The following is a 19,711-nucleotide window of genomic DNA, read 5'->3' as shown; positions in this document are numbered from 1 at the left end:
TACGGGCCTTTCCCACGTTCACCCGGCGCGCCGTGATGTGGGTCACATGTGCACGCCGCGGCACGAAACCGCTGTTCACCCGCCCACGCACCGGACCACCGCCACCGCGCCTGCCACCGCACACCCGCGCCCCCGCACACGAGGGCGCCGGGGGAACCGGCCTGACGGCCTTCTCCCCCGGCGCCCTCACCGTGCTGCACCGGCCACGGCCGGTCCGGTTCAGATCAGCTCGACCACCTGCGAGTAGTGGCAGGCGTCGAGGTGGCCTGTCCCCCGGTCCAGCAGCTCCGGCGGCTCCTCCACACACCGCACGCGCTCGGCCTCGCTCAACTGCCCCGCGAACTTCGGGCACCGGGTCCGGAACCGGCAGCCCGACGGCGGATCGGACGGACTCGGCACGTCGCCCGTCACGATGATCCGCTCCCTCGTGCGCTCCTTCACCGGGTCCGGGAACGGGATCGCCGAGATCAGCGCCTGCGTGTACGGGTGCGCGGGCGCGCGGAACATCTGCTCCGTCGTCCCCGTCTCCACGATCTTGCCGAGGTACATCACCGCCACCCGGTCGGCGATGTGCCGGACCACCGACAGGTCGTGCGAGACGAACAGGTACGACAGCCCCAGCTCCTCCTGGAGGTCCTCCAGCAGGTTGATCACGCCCGCCTGGATGGACACGTCCAGGGCCGAGACCGGCTCGTCCAGGATCAGCACCTTCGGGTTGAGCGCCAGGGCGCGCGCGACGCCGATCCGCTGCCGCTGCCCGCCCGAGAACTCGTGCGGATAGCGGGAGCTGTGCTCGGCGTTGAGCCCCACCAGCGCCAACAGGTCCTTCACCCGCTTGCGCGCGTCCGGCCCCCGCTGACCGTGGATGCGCATCGGCTCGGCGATGATGTCCGCGACCGTCATCCTCGGGTCCAGCGAGGCGAACGGGTCCTGGAAGACGAGTTGGAGGTCGCGGCGCAGCGGGCGCATCTGGCGCGCGGACAGGGTGTGCAGCGGCTTGCCCATGTAGTGGACCGCGCCGGAGGTCTGCTTGATCAGCTGGAGGATCAGCCGGGCCGTCGTGGACTTGCCGCAGCCGGACTCGCCCACCAGGGCCAGGGTCTCGCGCTCACGCAGCTCCAGGGAGATCCCCGAGACCGCCTGCACCTCACCGATCCGCCGCTTGAGCAACCCCTTGGAGTGGACCGGGAAGTTCTTCACCAGGTCGGTGACGGCGACGATGGCCTCGCCCCCGCCGCGTTCCCCGGCAACGGCCGTATCCGACTCGCCCTCTTCCGTCGTGTCCGTCCCGGCGGACCGGAACAGGTCGTCCGGGCCGGACTCCCCCAACTGGTCGCTGAAGTGGCACGCGGCGACGTGCGCGGTGGTGTCGCCCTCCGGCACCCGGACACGCTCCCCGTGCTCGTCGGTGGCCAGCAGCCGGGGCTCCTCCTCGTGGCAGATCTCCTTGGCCATCGGGCAGCGCGGGGAGAAGGCACAGCCCTTGGGCATCGCCAGCAGGGCGGGCGGAGTGCCCTTGATGGGAGTCAGCCGTTCGTGCCGGTCCTCGTCCATCCGGGGCAGCGATCCCAGCAGCCCCAGGGCGTAGGGCATGCGGGGACGGTAGAACACCTCCTCCACGGGCCCCATCTCCACCATGCGGCCGCCGTACATCACACCGACCCGTTCGACCTGCCCCGCCACGACGCCCAGGTCGTGGGTGATCAGGACCAGGGCCGCCCCGGTCTCCTGGCGTGCGCGGTCCAGCGCCTCCAGGACCTGCGCCTGCACGGTGACGTCGAGCGCGGTCGTCGGCTCGTCGGCGATGATGACGTCCGGTTCGTTGGCCATCGCGATGGCGATCACCACCCGCTGGCGCATACCGCCCGACAGCTCGTGCGGATACTGCTTCAGGCGCTGTTGCGGGCTGGGGATCCCGACGATCTCCAGCAGTTCCAGGGCCCGGTCCATCGCGGCCTGCTTGGTCACCTTGCGGTGGGCGAGCACGGCTTCGGCGATCTGGAAGCCCACCGTGTACACGGGGTTGAGCGAGGTGAGCGGGTCCTGGAAGATCATCGCGATCCGGTTGCCGCGCACCTTGCTCATCTGGGCGTCGGTGAGGCCGACGATCTCCTGCCCCAGCACACTGGCCGAGCCGGTCACCTTGGCGTTCGGGGGCAGCAGGCCCATGATCGCCATGGAGGTGACGGACTTGCCGGATCCCGACTCGCCCACGATGCCCAGGGCCTCACCCCTGCGCAGGACGTAGGAGACATCGCGGACGGCGGGCAGCGGCCCGTCGTCGGAGGGGAAGGTGACGCTGAGGTCCCGGACCTCCAGCACCACGTCGTCGTGTGCCACGGTGACCGCTCTCTCGTCTTTCTCGTCGCTCGTGTGGTCCGTCGGGTTCATCGCCGTCCCACCGCCTGTCGCGGGTCCAGGGCGTCGCGGAGCCCGTCGCCGATGAAGTTGATCGTCAGGCAGATGATCACGAGCAGCACACCCGGCGGGTAGAAGAGCCAGGGGCGCGTGGACGCCGCGGTCCGCGCCTCGCCGATCATCTGTCCCAGGGAGATGTCGGGGAGCTGGATACCGAAGTTGAGGAAGGACATGCCCGCCTCCAGCAGGATCGCCACGGCGACCAGCAGTGTCGCGGCGACGATGATCGGACCGGCGGCGTTGGGCAGCAGGTGGCGGACGATGATCCAGCCGGGCGAGGCCCCCGCCGCCCTGGCGGCCTCCACGAACTCCTGTTCGCGCAGGGACAGCACGACGCCGCGCACCACGCGGGCGATCTGGGCCCAGGAGAACATCGCGATGATCAGCGCGACCGCGTACCAGGTGGTCCCGCCGCGCACGCTGCCCGCGATGGCGGCCACCATGACCAGGAGCGGCACGATCATGAACACGTCCACGACGCGCATCATGAGGGCGTCGATCCGGCCGCCGTAGTAGCCGGCGGTGGCGCCCCAGAGGGAGCCGACGACCGTGCCGAGGATGGACACCGTGAACGCGACCTTGAGCGTCTGCTGGGTGCCGCGCATGAGCTGGCCCAGCACGTCGTGCCCGGCCGTCGTCGTACCGAAGGGGTGATCGGCGTTGGGCGGCACGCTCGGCGGGATCTCCCGGTGGACCAGGTGGTCCCAGGTCCACACGTAGGGTCCCACGAAGGCGACGAGCGTGATGATGACGAGCAGGACGAGGCTGATCATCGCCGGCCGGTGCCGCAGGAACCGGCGGGTGATCATCTGCAACTGTGTGCGCTCGGCACCGCCGACGCTCTCGGCGTCGGCCTTGGGAGTGGCGATGGGCGCCCTGTTCTCACTCAAAGCGGATCCTCGGGTCGAGCACGCCGTACAGCAGGTCGGCGATGAGGTTGGCGACGATGACGGCGGTGCCACTGAGCATCAGCCACGCCATGAGCGCGAAGGAGTCGTTGGCCTCCACCGCGGCGATGAAGAACTCGCCGAGGCCGCGCCACTGGAAGACGCGTTCGGTGAGCACCGTGCCGTCGATGATCCCGGCCATGCCGACGGCGACCACGGTCGTCAGGGGGATGAGCGCGGTGCGCAGGGCGTGCCTGCGGATGACGACGCGGTTGGGCAGCCCCTTCGCACGGGCCAGGCGGACGTAGTCGCTGTTCAGCACCTCCAGCATCGAGGTCCGCTGGTAGCGGCTCCACGAGGCGAAGCTGGTCAGCATGAGCACGATCGTGGGCAGCGTCATGTAGGCGAGGGCGTTCATGAACCGCCCCCAGGTGTCGAGCCCCTGGGCCTGGTAGGTGCCGTCGCCGATGGTCGCGAAGACCTGGACTCCGACGAGTTCGTTGAAGCCCACCCCCGCCTGCTGCATGATCCCGGCGAACCAGAAGGTCGGCATGGCCAGGGCCAGGAATCCCACGAAGGTCAGGGTGTAGTCGAGTTTGGAGTACTGGCGCATGGCGCTGATCACGCCGGACAGGACCGCCAGGCCGAGGGCGAAGACCATGGCGGCCGTCACCAGGCGCAGCGTGACGCCCAGGCGGTCGGCGATGTTCTCGCCGATGTCGTAGGTGGCGCTCTGCGTGGAGGGGCCGAACTGCCCCTGGAGCAGGCCGATGTCTCCATTGCCCCCGATCCCGGTCATCCAGAGCCAGTAGCGCTCGGGCATCGACCTGTCGAGGTAGAGGCGTTCCTCCTGGAGTTCGATGACCGAGGGGTCGGGCGGCGGCTGCTGCATGCGCAGGTCGGAGAGGGGGTCTCCGGAGACGTCGATGAGGACGAACGTGAGAACGGAGGCGAGGAAGAGGACGGGTATCGCGCCCAGGACGCGCCGCACCGTGTATACGAGCATGGGTGTGATCCTTCAGGGGTGAACGAGGACCGGCCCGGGCACGGGAGGATGTCCCGCACCCGGGCCCGAGGGGGCACTGCGCCGAAAGCGGCCATTGAGGGTGCCCCTCCCCCGTGTCAACGCCGCCGGGGCGGTGGCGTTGACGGGAGGGCCTGCGCCGAGTTACTCGGCGAGGTCCCACTCGCCGATGTTGTAGGTGGCGCGGTAGCTGGACTGGAGGTTGTCCTCGATGTTGGCGACCCGGTCGTTCACGAAGAAGTAGTTCGGCTCGTGCATGATCGGGAGGACGTAGGCCTCCTCGACCACCAGCGCGGCGGCCTCGTTGGCGTACTCGGCGGCCTCCTCCTGGCTCGCCGCACCGCCCACGGCCTCGACGAGCTCGTCGACCTCGTCGTTCGAGAGCTTGCCGAAGTTGCTGCCGCTGTCGCTGTGCCAGTACTGCTCCGGAGCGGTGGTGAAGTACGGGGTACCGCTCCAGCCGAACTGGATGATGTCGTAGTCCTGCTCGGACAGGACGCCGCCCAGGTCGTCGATGACCTCGATCTCGGCCTCGATGCCGATCTCGGCGAGGTGCGCCTGGATGAGCTGCAGGGAGGTGCTGCGGGTCTGGGTGTCGGTGGCGCGCAGACGGAGGGGGCCGACCTGCTCGCCGTCGAGGGTGAGGGTGTCGCCGTCCAGCTCGTAGCCCGCGTCCTCGAGGATCTCGATCGCGGCGTCGCTGTCGCCGGTGCCCTGGCCGGAGTCACCGATGACGTCGGTGAAGAACTGGCTGTCGTTGCCGAAGACGTGGTTGTTCTTCAGCTCGTACTCGGGGTAGCCGGCGCCGAAGTTGCGGCTGGCGATGTCGTCGCGGTCGATCGCGGTGAAGATCGCGCGGCGCAGCTCGACGTCCTCGAGCCACTCGTTCTCGAGGTTGAGGTCGACGTGCTCCCAGATGTTGCCCTCGCCGACGGAGAGGCTCACCTGCTGGAGCCCTTCCAGCTCCTGCATGACGTCCTCGGAGTACTGGGCGGGGTTGGCGCCGTCGATCTCACCGTTGTTGATCGCGTTAACGAAGGTGCTCTCGTCGGTGTTGAACGGCATGATGATGCGGTCGAGCTTGGGGGCCTCGCCGAACCACTCGGGGTTGGGCTCCTTGACGACCTGGTTCTCCAGGTCGCCGTCGGTGATCATGTACGGACCACCGGACCACTCGGGCCGGGTCTCGTGCAGCCACGTGAAGAACTCGCCGAGCTGGTCGGGGTCGTCGACGTCCCAGCCGTTCTCCTCCGCCAGGTGGGCCGGGTAGAAGCCGCCGCCCGTGCTGTGGGCGTCGACCTGGCTCATCCACTCGGCGTCGGCCAGGCCCTCCTTGAGGGTGAAGGTGATGGTCTTGCCGTCGACCTCCATCTCCTCGACCATGTCGGCGGTGGTGCCGCCCCTGGAGTCACAGGTCGTGCAGTATCCGGAGTCCGGGGAGGCGGACATCATCACGCTGACGCGGATGTCCTCACCGGTCATCGGCTCACCGTCGCTCCACACCGCGTCGTCGGCGAGCGTGAAGCTGTACTGGAACGGCCCCTCGTCGAGGTCGTCGTTGATGAGCGTGGGCTCCTCGGCGAGGACGTCCATGTTGTACTCGTAGGTACCGTCCGGCTGCCACTGACCCGTGTAGGGGAGCACACCGGAGAGCGTCTGGATCGTGTAGACGCTGCCCCCGGCGGAGCTGATGCTCGCCCACGCGGCGGGAAGACTGTTGATCACCCAGGTGACCTCCTTCTCCCCCTCCGCATCGCTGCCTCCGCCGCCAGAGCAGGCGGTCAACACCATCATCGCGGAGGCGCCCGCCGCGCCGAGCGCCAGGAGTTTCCTTCGTTTGTGCATCAGTTACACCCTTGATCACTTATCGCAGCCAACGCGCGCAGATTGCCTGGTTCGCGCATACCCGCCGAACTTAGGCGATTAGTGCTCTAGAAGACCAGTGGGTGAAATGTCTGTATAGCCCTACTGCCGGATTCGTGACCGAGCCGCAACCGGTTCGCCGCCATCGGCGCCCGACTACTTCACACGTGCTACACGCATTCGTTATACGAATGAGCGACGCGCATCCGCGCAGGCCACGGAGCACCCCGCCGGCCCGCACACCGACCCCGGATTCGGTCGCACCGGAATGAGCGGGTATGCCCATCCATGCCACTGGAAGAACATTCGAGAAAGTAAACGGCGTTTAACTACAAAGGCCACACACGCCGCTACGCAGAGAGAAGCAGGCGGGTCGCCGCAAAGCGCTTCAGCGGACGAGGCGGGCGCGGACTCCCCGGCGGGGAGGGTCACCCCGAAGACATCTGAATACATGGGATCTTCGGATGATAAGCAGAATTACCCGACAAAGAAGACAGAGGACTTAAATCCGCACATACCACGCGACGAAGCACGCACATCGACCTGTCCGAAACCACGCAGCCGTGCCCTCAGAGCCGATAGGGTTTCCAACGGCGACAGCCGCCGCCCCCGTGAGATCTCCACGAGAGAGGCATGTTCTGTGTCCGATACAGTCCGCCTGGTCTGCCCAGCAGGCCGCAAACACGTGGAGTTGTGGGCTGGCTACGCACTGGTGGTCCTGGGTATCGTGGCGTTGGCCGCCGATCCAACGCACTGGGCCAACATCACGCTCGGAGTACTGATCGCCGCCATGGGCACTGCCCTGGCGGTCCACGGCCACCTGATCAGGGTCCCCGTGCTGGAGGTCTCCGACGGCGAGTTCCGCTACGAGCGGGGCCGGTACGTCGTGAGCGTCCCCTTCCACGACATCGGTTCCTACTACGTGCTGCCAGGCCGGATCCGCTCGCTGGGGCTCTGCGACACAGCGGGGCGCCCCAAGCGCTTCCCGTCGCTGCAGAGCCGCCGCTCCTCGCGTACCTACCTGCCGCTGACCGGCATGACCAAGCCCGCCAAGGTCGAGTCCTTCATGGCGATGGCCGGCATTCCCCCGCGCAAGCGCTCGCTGTCCGCCTGAGCGGGGCGGAACGCGCGGCCGGGCCTGGGTGCCTCTGCGCCTCGACCGGCGTGAACACCGGTTTCCGCACCCGCCGACGGCCCGCCGCGCGCCGAAGGGTGGCGGTGCCGGGGCGCCGCCCCGCGCGGCCCGTGGACGGACGTGCCCTCCCGCCCGGTTTCGGTCCCACACCCTGAGCACTGGATCGTGAACCGGAAGCGGTACCCGGTCGCGTCGCCGGGGCCGCGTCCGACCAGGCGGCGACTTCCGACTCCCCCTGACCCTTCCTTTCGGTCGCGGTTGAAACACTGTGAGCATGTCCGGAACTCGGCACGGGCTGAGCGGATCATCCCCGACCAACCCACCAGACGCGCATCACATCGGACAAAACCACCCCACACGCCCCACGCGCATACCGCCACAAGGTCGGGTCCTCTACCCTCGATGACGTGAACCGCTCCAGAATCACCGCCATCCTCACCGTCGCGGGGATGCTCGCGGCCATGTGGGTCTTCGAGATCATCGACAGCTTCATGCTGCGTGGAGACCTCGACCGTGAGTTCGGTCTGCGCTCGTGGGACATCGACGCGCCCTGGACCCTGCTCACCGCGCCCCTCATGCACGGCAACCTCGCACACCTGGTCGGCAACTCGCTGCCGTTCCTGGTCCTCGGATCGCTCGTGGCCTTCAGCGGCCTGAGCCGGTTCCTGCTCACCACGCTGATCGTGGCCGTGGTCAGCGGTGTGGGCGTGTGGCTGTTCACCGCTCCCCCGTCGATCACGGTGGGCGCCAGCGGACTCGTCTTCGGCTACTTCGGCTACACGGTCCTGCGCGGCATCATCGAGCGCAAGACCGTCGACATCGTCATCATGATCTGCGTGATCATCTTCTACGGAACGATGATCTGGGGGGTCCTGCCCCAGTACCCCGGCGTCTCCTGGCAGGCGCACCTGTTCGGGTTCATGGGCGGCCTGCTCGCGGCCTACCTGCTGCCCCGCCGCGAGAAGCCGCGCCAGATCAACCAGTGGAACAACGGGGCCCAGGGCGGCTACTACGCCCCCTGAGGCACACGTGCCCCACACATGACGGACGGGCCGTCTCCCCGCGGGGAGACGGCCCGTCCGCGTCGGTCACGACGCAGGATCGGAACCCTGTCCTAGAACTCCACGCCCTCGGCGGCGTCGCCCAGGGTGCGCTCGACGAACTCCGGGTTCTCCGAGAGGTAGACGCGAGCGCCCTCCTCCGGGTCGTCCTCGTACTCGTCCAGCGTCAGACGCTCCAGCTCACCGAGCTCGTCGTCGGACATGGTGAACTCGCCCATCCACTCGGCGACCTCGGGGAAGTCCTCCGCGAAGCCCTCACGGCCGATCGCGTGGATGCTCTCCGCGTCGCCCATGAGGCCCTCGGGGTCCTCGAGGTCCTTGAGGTCGTACTGGGCGTAGGCGATGTGCGGCCGCCACAGGGTGACGACGATCGGCGCCTCCTCCTGGTAGGCGGAGTCGAGCTCGGCGAGCATCGCGGACGTGGAGGACTCGATGAGCTCGAAGTCCTCGTCCAGCCCGTAGCCCGGCATCGCCTCTTCCTTGGTGACGCGCACCAGGCCCGAGCCGGACTCGATGCCGACGATGCGGTTGTCGAGGTCCCCGGCCGCGTCGGGCAGGTCCTCGATGCTGTTGACGTCCTCCATGTAGGTGGGCACCGTCAGCGTGAGCTTGGCGTTGTCGTACCAGGAGCCGAGGTCCTCCAGCTGGTCGCCGTACTCGTCCCAGTAGTCGGCGTGCGTGACCGGCAGCCAGGTGTCCAGGAACAGGTCGACGTCGCCGTTGGCCGCGCCCTGGAAGACCGGGGCCACGTCCAGGTCGGTGACCGTGACGTCGTAGCCCTTCTCCTCCAGGAGGACCTTCCACATGTTCGTGGCGGCGATGTCCTCCTCCCACGGGATGAGGGCGATGCTGATCTCGCCGCCACCCGCGCCCTCTTCCTCCTCGGGACCGTCGGCCAGGCCGCTGCCCCCGTCGTTGCCACAGGCGGTCAGCATCAGCACGCTGCTCAGGCCGAGGGCCGCGAAACTCGCGAAACGCTTGTTCATGGTTCCTCACTCTTCCGTCGGGAATCTGCTTCGGTCACGTCGGGCGGTGTCACGAACTGGAGCGTCCGGCACGCGCTTGCGGGGAGTTGCTGCTGACCGCCGCGGTCAGCCGGTCGAGGAAGATCGCCAGGATGACCACCGCGATGCCGGCCTCGAAGCCCAGGGCACCGTCGTTGCGGGAGATGCCCTGGTAGACCTGGTTGCCCAGGCCGCCGGCGCCGACCATGCCCGCGATGACGACCATCGACAGGCTGAGCATGATCACCTGGTTGACGCCGGCCATGATCGTGGGCAGGGCGAGGGGCAGCTGGATACCGGTGAGGATCCGTCGGGTCGGCGCACCGAAGGCCTCCCCCGCCTCCACCAGCTCCTTGTCGACCTGCCGGATGCCGAGCTCGGTCAGGCGCACACCGGGCGGCATGGCGAACACGATGGTGGCGACGACGCCGGGCACGGAACCGATGGAGAAGAAGAAGATGGCCGGGATCAGGTAGACGAACGCCGGCATCGTCTGCATCAGGTCCAGGACCGGCTTGGCGATCTTGCTGACCGTGGTGTTGTAGGCGGCCAGGACGCCGATCGGGATCGCGATGACCACGGCGACGAGGCTGGCCACGAGCACCAGGCCCAGCGTGTCCATGGCGTTGGCCCACTGGTTCACCGAGGCGACCAGGGTCAGCGCGATGACCGCGAACAGACCCATCCGCCAGCCGGCGATCGTGTACGCGAGCAGGCTGAACAGCAGGATCATGACCAGCGAGAGCGGCGCGACGACCAGCATGGGCAGGACGAGCCACCCCAGCAGGACCGTGACGAGCCAGCCGCCGGCGACCACCGCCGTGCGCGTGCGGGTGCGCTGCTCCATGGCGCCGAGCACCGTCACCGCGACGAGGAACAGCAGCGAGATGCAGAAGTAGGCGTCGACACCGTTCTGGTCGAACAGCGCCATGGCCCACAGGAACAGCTGCGGCGGCAGGCTGTTGATGACCAGGTTGCCGAAGAGGAACAGCCACTGCAGGACGTAGAGCAGTGAGGCCGCGCCCACGATCGCCAGCAGGGGGACCCGGCGCACACGCAGCAGCGGGGCGGCGATGATCACCGCGGCGATGAAGGCCAGCTGGCCGGCCGCGGGCTCCACGAAGAAGCCCGACAGCGCTCCCACGGCCCAGCTGATGAATTCTCCGACCGCGTCGAAGAACCAGCCGAAGCTGCTCTTCAGCCAGCGGTTGAGCGCTTCGAAGCCGACGCCGAGCGGCAGGGTGGGCGGAAAGTCGATCGGTGTCACGAGGTCTCCTTCCCGGCCGAGAGGGCTGCGAGCACGGAGGTGCGCGTCACCACCCCCAGCACGCCGCCGTCCCCGTCCACCACCCGCAGGCGGTCGGCCGTGGTCATCTCGGCGTACAGGTCGGCGATGGGTGTGTCCGCGCCGACCTGTGCGAGACCGTCGTCCGGCGTGACCGCGGGATCCAGCGCCGATGCGGCGGTCAGCACGCGCGTGCGGTCCACGTCCTCGGTGAAGCGCTCGACGTAGTCGTTGGCCGGTTCGCTGAGGATCTCCTGAGCGGTACCGACCTGGGCGACCCGGCCGTCGCGCAGCACGCAGATGCGGTCACCGAGGCGCATGGCCTCGTTGAGATCGTGCGTGATGAAGATGATGGTCTTGCCCAGGCTCTCCTGGAGTTCCAGGAGCTGGGTCTGCATGTCGCGGCGGATCAGCGGGTCCAGCGCGCTGAAGGCCTCGTCCATGAGGATGATCTCGGTGTCCGCGGCCAGTGCGCGGGCCAGGCCGACGCGCTGCTGCATGCCGCCCGAGAGCTGCTCCGGGAGCTTGTCCTCCCAGCCGCCGAGGCCCACGAGCCCCAGGGTCTCCCGCGCCTTGGCCTCGCGGTCGGCGCGCGACAGGCCGCGCAGCTCCAGACCGTAGGCGGCGTTCTCCAGCACCGTCCGGTGCGGCAGGAGCGCGAAGTGCTGGAAGACCATGCTGACCTTCTCGCCGCGAAGCTTGAGGAGGTCCTTCTTGCTCAGGGCGGTGATGTCGACGCCATCGACCTCGACCGTTCCCGCGGTGGGGTCCAGAAGGCCGTTGAGCATGCGGATCAGGGTGGACTTACCCGATCCGGACAGGCCCATGACGACGAAGATCTCGCCCGGTTCGACCTCGAACGAGACATCGATGACGGCGGCCGTCACGTCGAGGTCGGCGATGGTGTCCCGGTGGCTGCCGTCGGCGAGCCGCTCGACGGCGGCGGCCGATTGTCGTCCGAACACCTTGTACAGGTTGTCTGCGCGTACTGCTGGCACGGTCTCCTCTATGGGGCTGTCCCGGCCGCGGGACACAGCGGGACGACCCTTGTCAGCCCCATTGCTACCCGCGGTTGTCTCAGGTGAGCGGTGTGCGCAGAGCCCCCTGGCGCGCCCCTGTTCAGGGCGAGACCGCTACCTGGTTCACGTCGGGGCGCCACCCTACCGAGATGAGAACGCACAGGTCAGACACAATGTCACTAGCAGATAACATGTTTACTTGCCGTAAGAAGCGTCCGCCGACTTGTGACACCGGATGGCGGGGCTCGAAAGCGCCATTTTGTGATCTATACCACAGACCATTTTAGGGTTATCCGGGTCACAGTTGTGAAACAGGCGCACAGAGAGACAGAACGTGTCAAAGCATGATCATACCGTAAGGTCCATTTGAGCTCCAGACCTCAGTCCGTCTCCGCGGCGACGCGTGTCCGGCTGAAGTTCAGGTGCGACCGCGAAGGAGTCGGCCCGCGTTGTCCCTGGTAGCGGGACCCGTATCCGGCGGAACCGTAGGGGAATTCGGCCGGGGAGGACAGCCGGAACATGCAGAGCTGGCCGATCTTCATCCCGGGGTACAGCTTGATCGGGAGCGTGGCCACGTTGGACAGCTCCAGGGTCACGTGCCCGGAGAAGCCGGGGTCGATGAACCCGGCCGTGGAGTGGGTCAGCAGACCGAGCCGCCCCAGGGAGCTCTTGCCCTCCAGCCGGCTGGCGATGTCGTCGGGAAGGCTGACCACCTCGTAGGTGGACGCCAGGACGAACTCGCCGGGATGGAGGATGAAGGCCTCGTCCCCGTCGGTCTCGACCAGCCGCGTCAGGTCGGGCTGTTCGACCGAGGGGTCGATGTGGGGGTACTTGTGGTTCTCGAACACCCGGAAGAAGCGGTCCAGTCGAACGTCGATGCTCGACGGCTGGACCAACCCGGGGTCGAAGGGGTCGATCCGGACACGTCCGGAGTCGATGTGGGACCTGATGTCGCGATCGGAGAGCAGCACGCTCCGAACTTACCGCCTGCGAGAACACCCCGTCGTGGGCCGGGCTCGCGAGCGCGTGGAAGCGGCGCGGGAGCGCGTCCCGGCGCCGACTTGCCCACCGGGCCCGGAGTTGGGCTAGGATGACATGCGTTGCCAGCCGTACCAAGGGCAGGCCGCGCGGATGTAGTTCAATGGTAGAACTTCAGCTTCCCAAGCTGATAACGCGGGTTCGATTCCCGTCATCCGCTCCACAGAGCAAAAGGCCAGGTAGATCGGTGAAAACCGAACACCTGGCCTAACGCGTTTCTTGGGGTCCATACGGGCCGCGTGCCCGCTACGTGCCCGATGCTCAGACCGGAGCACCCGCCGAGGGCGGATCGTCGCCGTCGTCCGCACGGGTTCGCCGCAGCTCCTCGGCAGCCCTCTCCCCCAGCCGGTCCGCCACCTCCTGAGCACGCTCGTCCCGGGCGTGAAGGTAGATCATCGCCGCCCGGGGACTGGAGTGCCCCATCCTGTTCATCAGCTCCCTCAGCGATGCCCCGGCCTCAGCCGCGTAGGTGTTGCCCGTGTGCCGCAGGTCGTGAAGGTGGACGTCCTCCAGACCGGCGTCAGCGCAGGCGTCCGCCCAGTACTTCGAGAAGTTGCTACGCCGAAGCTGGTTGCCCTTGACCCCGACGAACACGAACCCGTTCGGCCCAGGAGCGGCATAGGTCTCCAGGTGTTCCCGTAGGTCCGCGATGATCAGTGAGGGAAGCCGCACGGTACGGGCACCCGCCTTGGACTTGGGCTTGCCCTTCTCCAGACTGCCGATGTCGTAGACCGTCTCCCGCACGGTCACCGTTCGCTTGTCCAAGTCGAGGTGACGGCGCCGGAGGCCGGCCAGCTCACCCCACCGCAGACTGCCGAACGTCGCCAGCAGCACGAGCGCCCGGTAGCGCGGCTTGATCGCGTCGGCCAGCTTGAACACCTCGGCGACCGACAGCACCGGGCGTTCCTCGCTGTCCTCCTGGCCCGCGCCCTCGATCTGGCACGGGTTCTCACGGATGAGCTTGTCCCGCACGGCGGTGTTCAGCACGGCCCGCATGAGCCGGTACGCCTTGGGAACCTGAGCCCTGCCCCGGGCCTTCCTGCGCTTGGCCGCCCGCCACTTGCGGATATCGGCCTCCTGGATGTCCTTCAATCCCATGTTGCCGAACGTGGGGTTCAGGTGGAGCCGAAGGAGGTCTTCGTAGGTGCGTCGACTCTTGGGGGTCAGTTCGCGGTTCTCCACCCACTCCGCCGCGTACTCGGAGAAGACGTCATCACCCGCGTTCGGGTCCCACCAGCCGTCTCGGTTGATCTCAGCTTCCTTCAAGGCCAACCAGCGGTCCGCCTCCTTCTTCGTCGCGAAGGTGTGCGGGGCCGGATGGTCGACGCCGTCAGGGCCGGGATAGCGGACCTGGTAGCGCCCCGAACTGAGCTTGCGGATACGGCCGAACCGTCGCTTCTTCGCAGCCACTACGCGGCCCTCCTCATGTGGAGTCGCAGCGGTTCCACGACGCCAGCGGTGATGAACTCTTCAAGCGCGCTTTCGGGGATGCGCACGTGCCGTCCGATACGGACGAAGGTGATGCGCCGTTCCTCGATCAGGCGTCGGGGGTAGCGCTCGGAGGTGTTGAGGCGTTCGGCCGCTTGCGCCACGGTCAGCAGGCGGCCGGTCGGACGGGTCTTGGTCGAAGCCATCAGGCAGCCCTTTCCATTGCCGAACGTTCGGGGGTACGTGCTGCATCGAGTTGGGCCCGGCGTTTGAGTGCTTCGCCGACCGCTCGGAGGAGGCGTTGTTCGCGGGGAGCGACGTCGGGGTCTGTGGGTCGGGCCAGCTCCCAGGCGAAAGAGCCGCTAGCCACCGACAACACCAGGGGACGGTGGTTGTCTTCGTCGCCCTGGCCGTCGTCGGTGGGGTCGACACCGAGGGCGTACAGGACCCAGGCCAGCCGGTCAGCCTTGTGATCAGCCAGGGTCTTGCCCGACCACTTGCGCGAGACCAGGACGCGGCGGCCCGCGTAGCCCAGGTACTCGCGACGGTGAGCCTTGGACCGGCAGAACCCGGGGCGCATCCCCGGCTTTGCGTTCTCGGGCTGGATGCCGTAGCGGAGCCAGTTCGAGCACCGGGGCGAGCACGGCTCGAAACGCAGAGCGTCCAGGAGGCGGTCAATGTGCTGTTCCTGGCGCACCGTCTCGGCGGCATGGCACTCGGCGATGTCCTTCGTCAGATACTTCGCCAGGTAGCGCACACACCGGTCAGCATCAGCCGAACCAGCCACCACCCCCTTGGCATCGACCTGACGGCCGAACCGCGCCACGTGATGGGGCTCCGCGTCGGGATCGGCGTCGAGTTCATCCAACGCCTCATCCCAGGTCGGCAGTACTTCCCCTGTCGACGGGTCGACAAAGACACCTGTCACCTCATCCCACTCGGGAAGGTGGTCGCCCTCGAAGACCACACGATCAGCGTTGGGCCACCACACCTGGTGGTACGTCGCCGCCGCGATCTGCCGCAGCTCGGCCCGGGGAATCGTGCCCCGTGTGGCCATGTGCAGATGCGGGGCCAGGCGGCGTTGGGGTTCCACGGCCGCGAAGTACTGCACATCGAATCCGGCCACCCGTCGAAGGTTCTGCACGAACCGGTCGATGAGCTTGGAGAAGTGCAGCGCGTCCCGAGCCGCACGCCGGTAGTCGTAGGTCGAGAAGTCCACCGGGGTGCCGTCCGAGCGCACCCGCCCGTACGAATCCAGGGTGAGCGTGATGAACAGCGAGGGCCGGAACACCTTGCCCGAGGCCGGATCGGTGAAGGCCCGCCCGACCGTCTTACGGGTCATCGGTCGCTTGGGAAGGTCCGGGACGTCCTGACGGCGCTTGGTCGAGCGCACCCGACGCGACCCCGACGAGGAGGTATCAGCCGAGCGGGTGACCGACCCCCGCAGCCCGGACGCCGTGATCTCCTCATCCAGGTCAGCGATCACCGCGTCGAGTCGCGCCAGGTCCTCAGCCGAGGCCGCCCCCGTGGAGGCGAGCCGGTCCCGCTCGGCCGTGACCATCGCCCGCTGTTCCACCCAACCGCGTTGTTCCTCTGAGGGCGGGTCAGGCTGCACGACGGGCTCTGAGGCCAGGTGCCAGCCCTCTTCACACTGCGTCCGTCGCAGGGACCTCTTCCGCTTCGCGCAGGCCGGGCACCGGGATTCCAGCGTGGAGCCGCACGGAACATCGATCACCTCCGTCCGGCCCGTGGCGATGTCAGTACGTCGAAGCGAGACGGGCCGGATGCACACGCCGTGGTCGGCGGCGACCTGTTCGGCGACCTCACGGGCCAGGGGTTGTGCGAGCCGTTCGGCCCGAGTGCTCTTCCCCGTGGGTGTGGGCATCAGACCTCCTCCGAGCCGTAGACGTCGGTCATGGCCGTGATGTTGTCGTCGGAGACGTAGGCGGCCCGGACCCGGACCGGGGCCGGTGAGGTCTCCATCCGCACGAAGCCCACCCCGGGAAGGGTCGGGTCGATCAGGTGGGCGTTCGCACCCCGGTCCCGGGCCCCTTCTCCGAGGATCATGTCGACCTGGGACGCCTCGTCCAGACGGAGCGCGACCTTGTCCGGAAAGAGGTTGCGCAGGTTCATGACCTCTTTGCGGGGGTCCTGGAGTGCGGCCAGGACGGAGAAGCCGACCGAGCGCCCCTGCGAGGTCAGGGTGGCGATGGCGTTCTCCGAGCGCTTCCGAATGTCCCGGTCGGGGTGATACGCGGTCAGGAACGCCACCTCGTCCAGGACCACCAGGACGAACGGGTCCTCAACGGTCGGGGTGTGTGAGCGCCGCTTGCCCGCATACCGGCGAGCCCGGTCCTGCATCCATTCCACCGCCGCTTCCAGCACCGCCACGGCGGCTTCCCCAGTGTCCGCGTACTGGGCGAACAGAGTCCGTCCGTAGGACAGCTCCATGCGCTTGGGGTCGATCGCCCACACCTGCGCCGTTCCGGAGTCGATCGCGGGCAGCATGGCTCGGATAGCGGACCAGATCACCGATCCCTTGCCCGCACCGGTCACCCCAGCCACCAGGACATGAGTCCCGTGCAGACGGAGCCGCCATTCAGAGCCGTCCTCACACACCCCCACGGGCAGCGCCGCGAGGTCGACCCGCTCCGGCAGGTCCAGGGCAGGGACGGGTTCGGCGAGGGTGTCGTGCCGGAGGAACTCCAGAGTGATCTTGCGCGGCCCCTCCACCACCACCCGGCAGGACGGGGCACCGAACCCGTGGGCGAGTTCGGCCACGCGGGTCTCAAACTCCGCAGGCGAAGTCCCAGCCACCAGGGCGACGCGGACGCGGTCGGCCCATTCCGAGCAGGTGACACGGCGGATGCGGGGCAGGTAGCGGCGTTCCTGGTAGGACTCGGCCAGCCCGGAGATCACCAGCACGGGTTGCCAGTGGCGCCGGTAGACGAACACGTGCCGCCACCAGGCAAGCAGGCGAAGCGTGACGCAGGTCCGGTAGGAGTCGGGCCAGGTCCGCCACCACACCAGCGAGGCAACCGCAGCCGTGGCCCAGAGTCCGGCCAGGCCGGGCCAGTCCAGCCACCACCAGGCGGCGAACGACACGGCCACGGTGGCGACGAGGACGGGGAAGCGGAACGGGAGAGTGACCAGGAAGCGGGTCAGCCGCCAGATCCAGGAACCCAGGACAACGATCCCGGGCGTCTCGACGATCGGGGTCGTCCACCGCACACCCTGTGCGGGAGTCGGCAGGGTCGGGGAGGTCTGCGGGGTACCGACCTTGGCCATCACCGCTCACCCCCGCCCACAGAGTCGATCCGGGCCAGGATGCGGTCGCGCATCAGGCGGGCGCAGTCGGCGACCTCGGCCGCGTCCGGGTTGCCGTCCTGGGCCAGGACCGTGAACAGGCGTGCCTTGAAGTCGAAGAAGGCCGCACGGTCGGAGTCGGTGGAGGGGTGGGAGTCGACCGCGTCCAGGAACAGCCGGACCAACTGCGGACCGGTCAGGCCGGACAGGTCGGTGGGGTAATCGGACATACTGAAGACACCTCTTCGCGGAGCTTTCGCAGGTAACGGGAGGGGTGGAAGGGGCGGTCGACGGTGTTGCAGCACCAGGCCGCCCCGCTTACATGTCAGGAGACGGTCACGCCGCTTCCTTGGCCGGAGCACGACGACCACCAGCAGCACCGCCGGGAGCCTTCACACCACGGGCCCGCAGCGAGTACGCCACCCGGGGACGGCGGCCGTTGTCGTCGACGTAGGGCATGACCGCCATCGCCTCGAACTCGATCGGCCGGAACGGCAGGCCCGGGACCTCGTCCGGCAGGGTCGGGCACACCTCGGCGGCGACCTTGACCTTCACCGACTTGGCCTTGCCCCGCGCCTCGGGATCGGCGTCGATCACGTCCACCGCCCACAGCGGCAGACCGGTCTCCTTGTCCATCTGCGGACGCTTGGTCTCGAAGTCCGTAATCGCCTCCACACCCAACGCGAAGGCACCGTGCGGGAACACCGTCCCGAAGCTCACCGGCAACGCACCCTGAATAGCCATATCGGCAGTCCTCTTCTCATGGTTTTCGCAGTTCGCGGCCCTGGTTAGCGATCGCTCGGCGATCACTCGGCCAACTTAGATACATGTATAGCATGTATCGAAGTGATGGACCAGTGGTCAGCGGACGGGGTCGGGGTTGGTCGTTGAGTCCGCTGTCACCGGAGGTTCGGCGACTGTGACCACTGTCCCCTGGCAGGACGGGACGAGATCACTACATGGCTGGACGTGTTCAGGACGTCTCGATAATGTGAGCGCGTCCCTAGACATCCAGCGAACCCCCGGAGTACATGCCGAACGAGAGGTTGCGAGCCGCGCTGCTCCAGCGCGGGGCCACGCCGGCCGAACTGGCCGAGGCGATCGGTGTCGATGCCAAGAGCGTGGAGCGCTGGATCACCCAGGGCCGCACGCCCTACCGCCGGCACCGCTTCTCGGCTGCCTCGTTCCTCGGCGTGGAGGAGACCTACATCTGGCCCGAGGCCCTGTCCCCGGAGCAGAGCAAGGCCGCTTCACAGAGCGAGATCGTGGAGCTCTACCCGCACCGGTGGAGCGTCCCCGCGGATCTGTGGAAGCGCCTCTTCGAGGCCGCCCAGCAGGAGATCTCGGTCCTGGTGTTCAGCGGGTTCTTCCTCGCGGATGACCCGAGCATGATCAAGCTCCTGTCGGACAAGGCCAAGGCCGGGGTCCGTGTGCGCATCCTGCTCGGCGATCCGGAGAGCGAGGCGGTGGCCCAGCGCGGCAGGGATGAGGGGTTGGACGACCTGTTGGCGTCCAAGATCCGGAACGTGATCGTGCTGTACAAGTCGCTCCGCGCTGTCGAGGGCACGGAGTTCCGCCTGCACGGGACGACGCTGTACAACTCGCTCTACCGTGCTGATGACCAGTTGATCGTGAACACGCATGTCTACGGCGCGATGGCGTCCCAGGCCCCGGTCTTCCACCTGCGTAAGATCCCCGGCGGCGAGATGATGAGCACCTACCTTGAGAGCTTCGACAAGGTGTGGGGCCAGGCGACCCCGCTCGACTGACCCTGGAGTGACGACCATGTTCGAGCTGTTCAACGACGAGGCGCGTCGGGTGGTCGTCCTGTCTCAAGCAGCGGCGAAGGACCTCAAGCACAAGCAGATTGGAACTGAGCACCTACTGCTTGGGCTACTCGCGGAGAGCGCGGGATTCGCCGCCCGTGTACTGGCCCCTCATGGGATCGACCACGACATAGTTCTAGCAGAGGTGGTCCGGACTCGGGGCCGCAACAGATGGCTCTTCAAGAGGTATCTGCGCTTCACCCCGGAGACCAGGAAGACATTGGAGCAGTCCCTGCACGAGTCGATACGGCTCCAGCACAACCACATCGGTGCGGAGCATCTGTTGCTCGGCTTGCTCCACGATGGCCACGGTCCGGCGGTTTCCCTGCTAAGCGGACTCGGCGCTCCCCCTGAGTTGGTGCGTGAACAGGTGAACCGGGTCTGTGCCGACCGATCGAACCACATCCGGGAGTAGAT

General features: G+C 67.6%; 18 protein-coding genes and 1 tRNA gene. 5 read left to right on the top strand and 14 right to left on the bottom strand.

All coding sequences use genetic code 11. The features are described from left to right. Positions 1-219: 219 nt before the first annotated feature. The 4 genes from M1P99_RS13580 to M1P99_RS13565 form a co-directional block, all read right to left on the bottom strand. Positions 220-2,391, bottom strand: coding sequence for an ABC transporter ATP-binding protein (locus tag M1P99_RS13580; RefSeq protein WP_304453017.1), 2,172 nt, complete (start codon positions 2,389-2,391; stop codon positions 220-222). Further along, positions 2,388-3,308 (bottom strand): ABC transporter permease, encoded by a 921-nt coding sequence (locus M1P99_RS13575; RefSeq protein WP_304453016.1) that lies wholly within the window; start codon positions 3,306-3,308, stop codon positions 2,388-2,390. Before M1P99_RS13575 ends, M1P99_RS13580 begins: the two co-directional genes overlap by 4 nt. After that, on the bottom strand, positions 3,301-4,311 hold the full coding sequence (locus tag M1P99_RS13570) for an ABC transporter permease (protein ID WP_304453015.1): 1,011 nt from the start codon (positions 4,309-4,311) through the stop codon (positions 3,301-3,303). The genes M1P99_RS13575 and M1P99_RS13570 overlap by 8 nt, the downstream gene beginning before the upstream one ends. 162 nt (positions 4,312-4,473) lie before the next feature. After that, positions 4,474-6,174 carry an ABC transporter family substrate-binding protein gene (locus tag M1P99_RS13565; RefSeq protein ID WP_304453014.1) on the bottom strand — a complete coding sequence of 567 codons (1,701 nt, stop codon included), beginning with the start codon at positions 6,172-6,174 and terminating at the stop codon, positions 4,474-4,476. 658 nt (positions 6,175-6,832) lie between these two features. Here M1P99_RS13565 and M1P99_RS13560 point away from each other — a divergent pair. Beyond that, complete coding sequence (locus M1P99_RS13560; protein WP_304453013.1) at positions 6,833-7,306, top strand: hypothetical protein; 474 nt, start codon at positions 6,833-6,835, stop codon at positions 7,304-7,306. Between the two features lie 428 nt (positions 7,307-7,734). Then, positions 7,735-8,349, top strand: a complete 615-nt coding sequence (locus tag M1P99_RS13555; protein WP_304453012.1) for a rhomboid family intramembrane serine protease — start codon at positions 7,735-7,737, stop codon at positions 8,347-8,349. Positions 8,350-8,441: 92 nt separating this feature from the next. Here M1P99_RS13555 and M1P99_RS13550 read toward each other — a convergent pair whose 3' ends face one another. The 4 genes from M1P99_RS13550 to dcd all read right to left on the bottom strand — a co-directional run bounded on the left by M1P99_RS13550 (position 8,442) and on the right by dcd (position 12,667). Beyond that, on the bottom strand, positions 8,442-9,374 hold the full coding sequence (locus tag M1P99_RS13550; RefSeq protein WP_304453011.1) for a glycine betaine ABC transporter substrate-binding protein: 933 nt from the start codon (positions 9,372-9,374) through the stop codon (positions 8,442-8,444). Between the two features lie 49 nt (positions 9,375-9,423). Beyond that, positions 9,424-10,659 carry a proline/glycine betaine ABC transporter permease gene (locus M1P99_RS13545; RefSeq protein ID WP_304453010.1) on the bottom strand — a complete coding sequence of 412 codons (1,236 nt, stop codon included), beginning with the start codon at positions 10,657-10,659 and terminating at the stop codon, positions 9,424-9,426. Beyond that, a complete protein-coding gene (locus M1P99_RS13540; RefSeq protein ID WP_304455683.1) occupies positions 10,656-11,651 on the bottom strand; it encodes a glycine betaine/L-proline ABC transporter ATP-binding protein in 996 nt (331 codons plus the stop codon). The genes M1P99_RS13545 and M1P99_RS13540 overlap by 4 nt, the downstream gene beginning before the upstream one ends. 425 nt (positions 11,652-12,076) lie before the next feature. Then, the gene (gene dcd, locus M1P99_RS13535) at positions 12,077-12,667 is read right to left on the bottom strand and encodes a dCTP deaminase (RefSeq protein ID WP_304453009.1); all 591 of its coding nucleotides are present in this window, start codon (positions 12,665-12,667) and stop codon (positions 12,077-12,079) included. Between the two features lie 156 nt (positions 12,668-12,823). Here dcd and M1P99_RS13530 point away from each other — a divergent pair. Then, positions 12,824-12,897, top strand: a tRNA-Gly gene (locus M1P99_RS13530). Between the two features lie 98 nt (positions 12,898-12,995). Here the strand turns inward: M1P99_RS13530 and M1P99_RS13525 are convergent. The 6 genes from M1P99_RS13525 to M1P99_RS13500 form a co-directional block, all read right to left on the bottom strand. Beyond that, positions 12,996-14,144: a tyrosine-type recombinase/integrase gene (locus M1P99_RS13525; protein ID WP_304453008.1), complete on the bottom strand. Its 1,149-nt coding sequence runs from the start codon at positions 14,142-14,144 to the stop codon at positions 12,996-12,998. Further along, positions 14,144-14,368, bottom strand: coding sequence for a helix-turn-helix domain-containing protein (locus M1P99_RS13520; protein WP_304453007.1), 225 nt, complete (start codon positions 14,366-14,368; stop codon positions 14,144-14,146). Before M1P99_RS13520 ends, M1P99_RS13525 begins: the two co-directional genes overlap by 1 nt. After that, a complete protein-coding gene (locus M1P99_RS13515; protein WP_304453006.1) occupies positions 14,368-16,047 on the bottom strand; it encodes a replication initiator in 1,680 nt (559 codons plus the stop codon). The genes M1P99_RS13520 and M1P99_RS13515 overlap by 1 nt, the downstream gene beginning before the upstream one ends. Then, the gene (locus M1P99_RS13510) at positions 16,047-17,450 is read right to left on the bottom strand and encodes an FtsK/SpoIIIE domain-containing protein (RefSeq protein WP_304453005.1); all 1,404 of its coding nucleotides are present in this window, start codon (positions 17,448-17,450) and stop codon (positions 16,047-16,049) included. Before M1P99_RS13510 ends, M1P99_RS13515 begins: the two co-directional genes overlap by 1 nt. Beyond that, on the bottom strand, positions 17,450-17,698 hold the full coding sequence (locus M1P99_RS13505) for a hypothetical protein (RefSeq protein ID WP_304453004.1): 249 nt from the start codon (positions 17,696-17,698) through the stop codon (positions 17,450-17,452). The genes M1P99_RS13510 and M1P99_RS13505 overlap by 1 nt, the downstream gene beginning before the upstream one ends. Before the next feature lie 106 nt (positions 17,699-17,804). Then, the gene (locus M1P99_RS13500) at positions 17,805-18,212 is read right to left on the bottom strand and encodes a plasmid replication, integration and excision activator (protein WP_304453003.1); all 408 of its coding nucleotides are present in this window, start codon (positions 18,210-18,212) and stop codon (positions 17,805-17,807) included. Between the two features lie 287 nt (positions 18,213-18,499). On the opposite strand from M1P99_RS13500, the gene M1P99_RS13495 reads away from it, so the two are divergent. After that, entirely contained in the window at positions 18,500-19,237 is a 738-nt protein-coding gene (locus M1P99_RS13495) for an XRE family transcriptional regulator (RefSeq protein WP_304453002.1), read from the top strand. Between the two features lie 16 nt (positions 19,238-19,253). Beyond that, entirely contained in the window at positions 19,254-19,709 is a 456-nt protein-coding gene (locus tag M1P99_RS13490) for a Clp protease N-terminal domain-containing protein (RefSeq protein ID WP_304453001.1), read from the top strand. Positions 19,710-19,711: the final 2 nt, after the last annotated feature.

It is taken from the genome of Nocardiopsis sp. YSL2 (assembly GCF_030555055.1).
Lineage (GTDB): Bacteria > Actinomycetota > Actinomycetes > Streptosporangiales > Streptosporangiaceae > Nocardiopsis.
The sequence above is the reverse complement of the archived record's forward strand: the minus strand, read 5'-3'. Positions and strand labels throughout refer to the sequence as shown.

Coding starts and splice junctions, on each gene's coding strand:
- M1P99_RS13580 (WP_304453017.1), bottom strand. CDS start 2,391: ATGAACCCGACGGACCACACGAGCGACGAGAAAGACGAGAGAGCGGTC.
- M1P99_RS13500 (WP_304453003.1), bottom strand. CDS start 18,212: ATGGCTATTCAGGGTGCGTTGCCGGTGAGCTTCGGGACGGTGTTCCCG.
- M1P99_RS13520 (WP_304453007.1), bottom strand. CDS start 14,368: ATGGCTTCGACCAAGACCCGTCCGACCGGCCGCCTGCTGACCGTGGCG.
- M1P99_RS13510 (WP_304453005.1), bottom strand. CDS start 17,450: ATGGCCAAGGTCGGTACCCCGCAGACCTCCCCGACCCTGCCGACTCCC.
- M1P99_RS13570 (WP_304453015.1), bottom strand. CDS start 4,311: ATGCTCGTATACACGGTGCGGCGCGTCCTGGGCGCGATACCCGTCCTC.
- M1P99_RS13550 (WP_304453011.1), bottom strand. CDS start 9,374: ATGAACAAGCGTTTCGCGAGTTTCGCGGCCCTCGGCCTGAGCAGCGTG.
- M1P99_RS13505 (WP_304453004.1), bottom strand. CDS start 17,698: ATGTCCGATTACCCCACCGACCTGTCCGGCCTGACCGGTCCGCAGTTG.
- M1P99_RS13490 (WP_304453001.1), top strand. CDS start 19,254: ATGTTCGAGCTGTTCAACGACGAGGCGCGTCGGGTGGTCGTCCTGTCT.
- M1P99_RS13565 (WP_304453014.1), bottom strand. CDS start 6,174: ATGCACAAACGAAGGAAACTCCTGGCGCTCGGCGCGGCGGGCGCCTCC.
- M1P99_RS13515 (WP_304453006.1), bottom strand. CDS start 16,047: ATGCCCACACCCACGGGGAAGAGCACTCGGGCCGAACGGCTCGCACAA.
- M1P99_RS13495 (WP_304453002.1), top strand. CDS start 18,500: ATGCCGAACGAGAGGTTGCGAGCCGCGCTGCTCCAGCGCGGGGCCACG.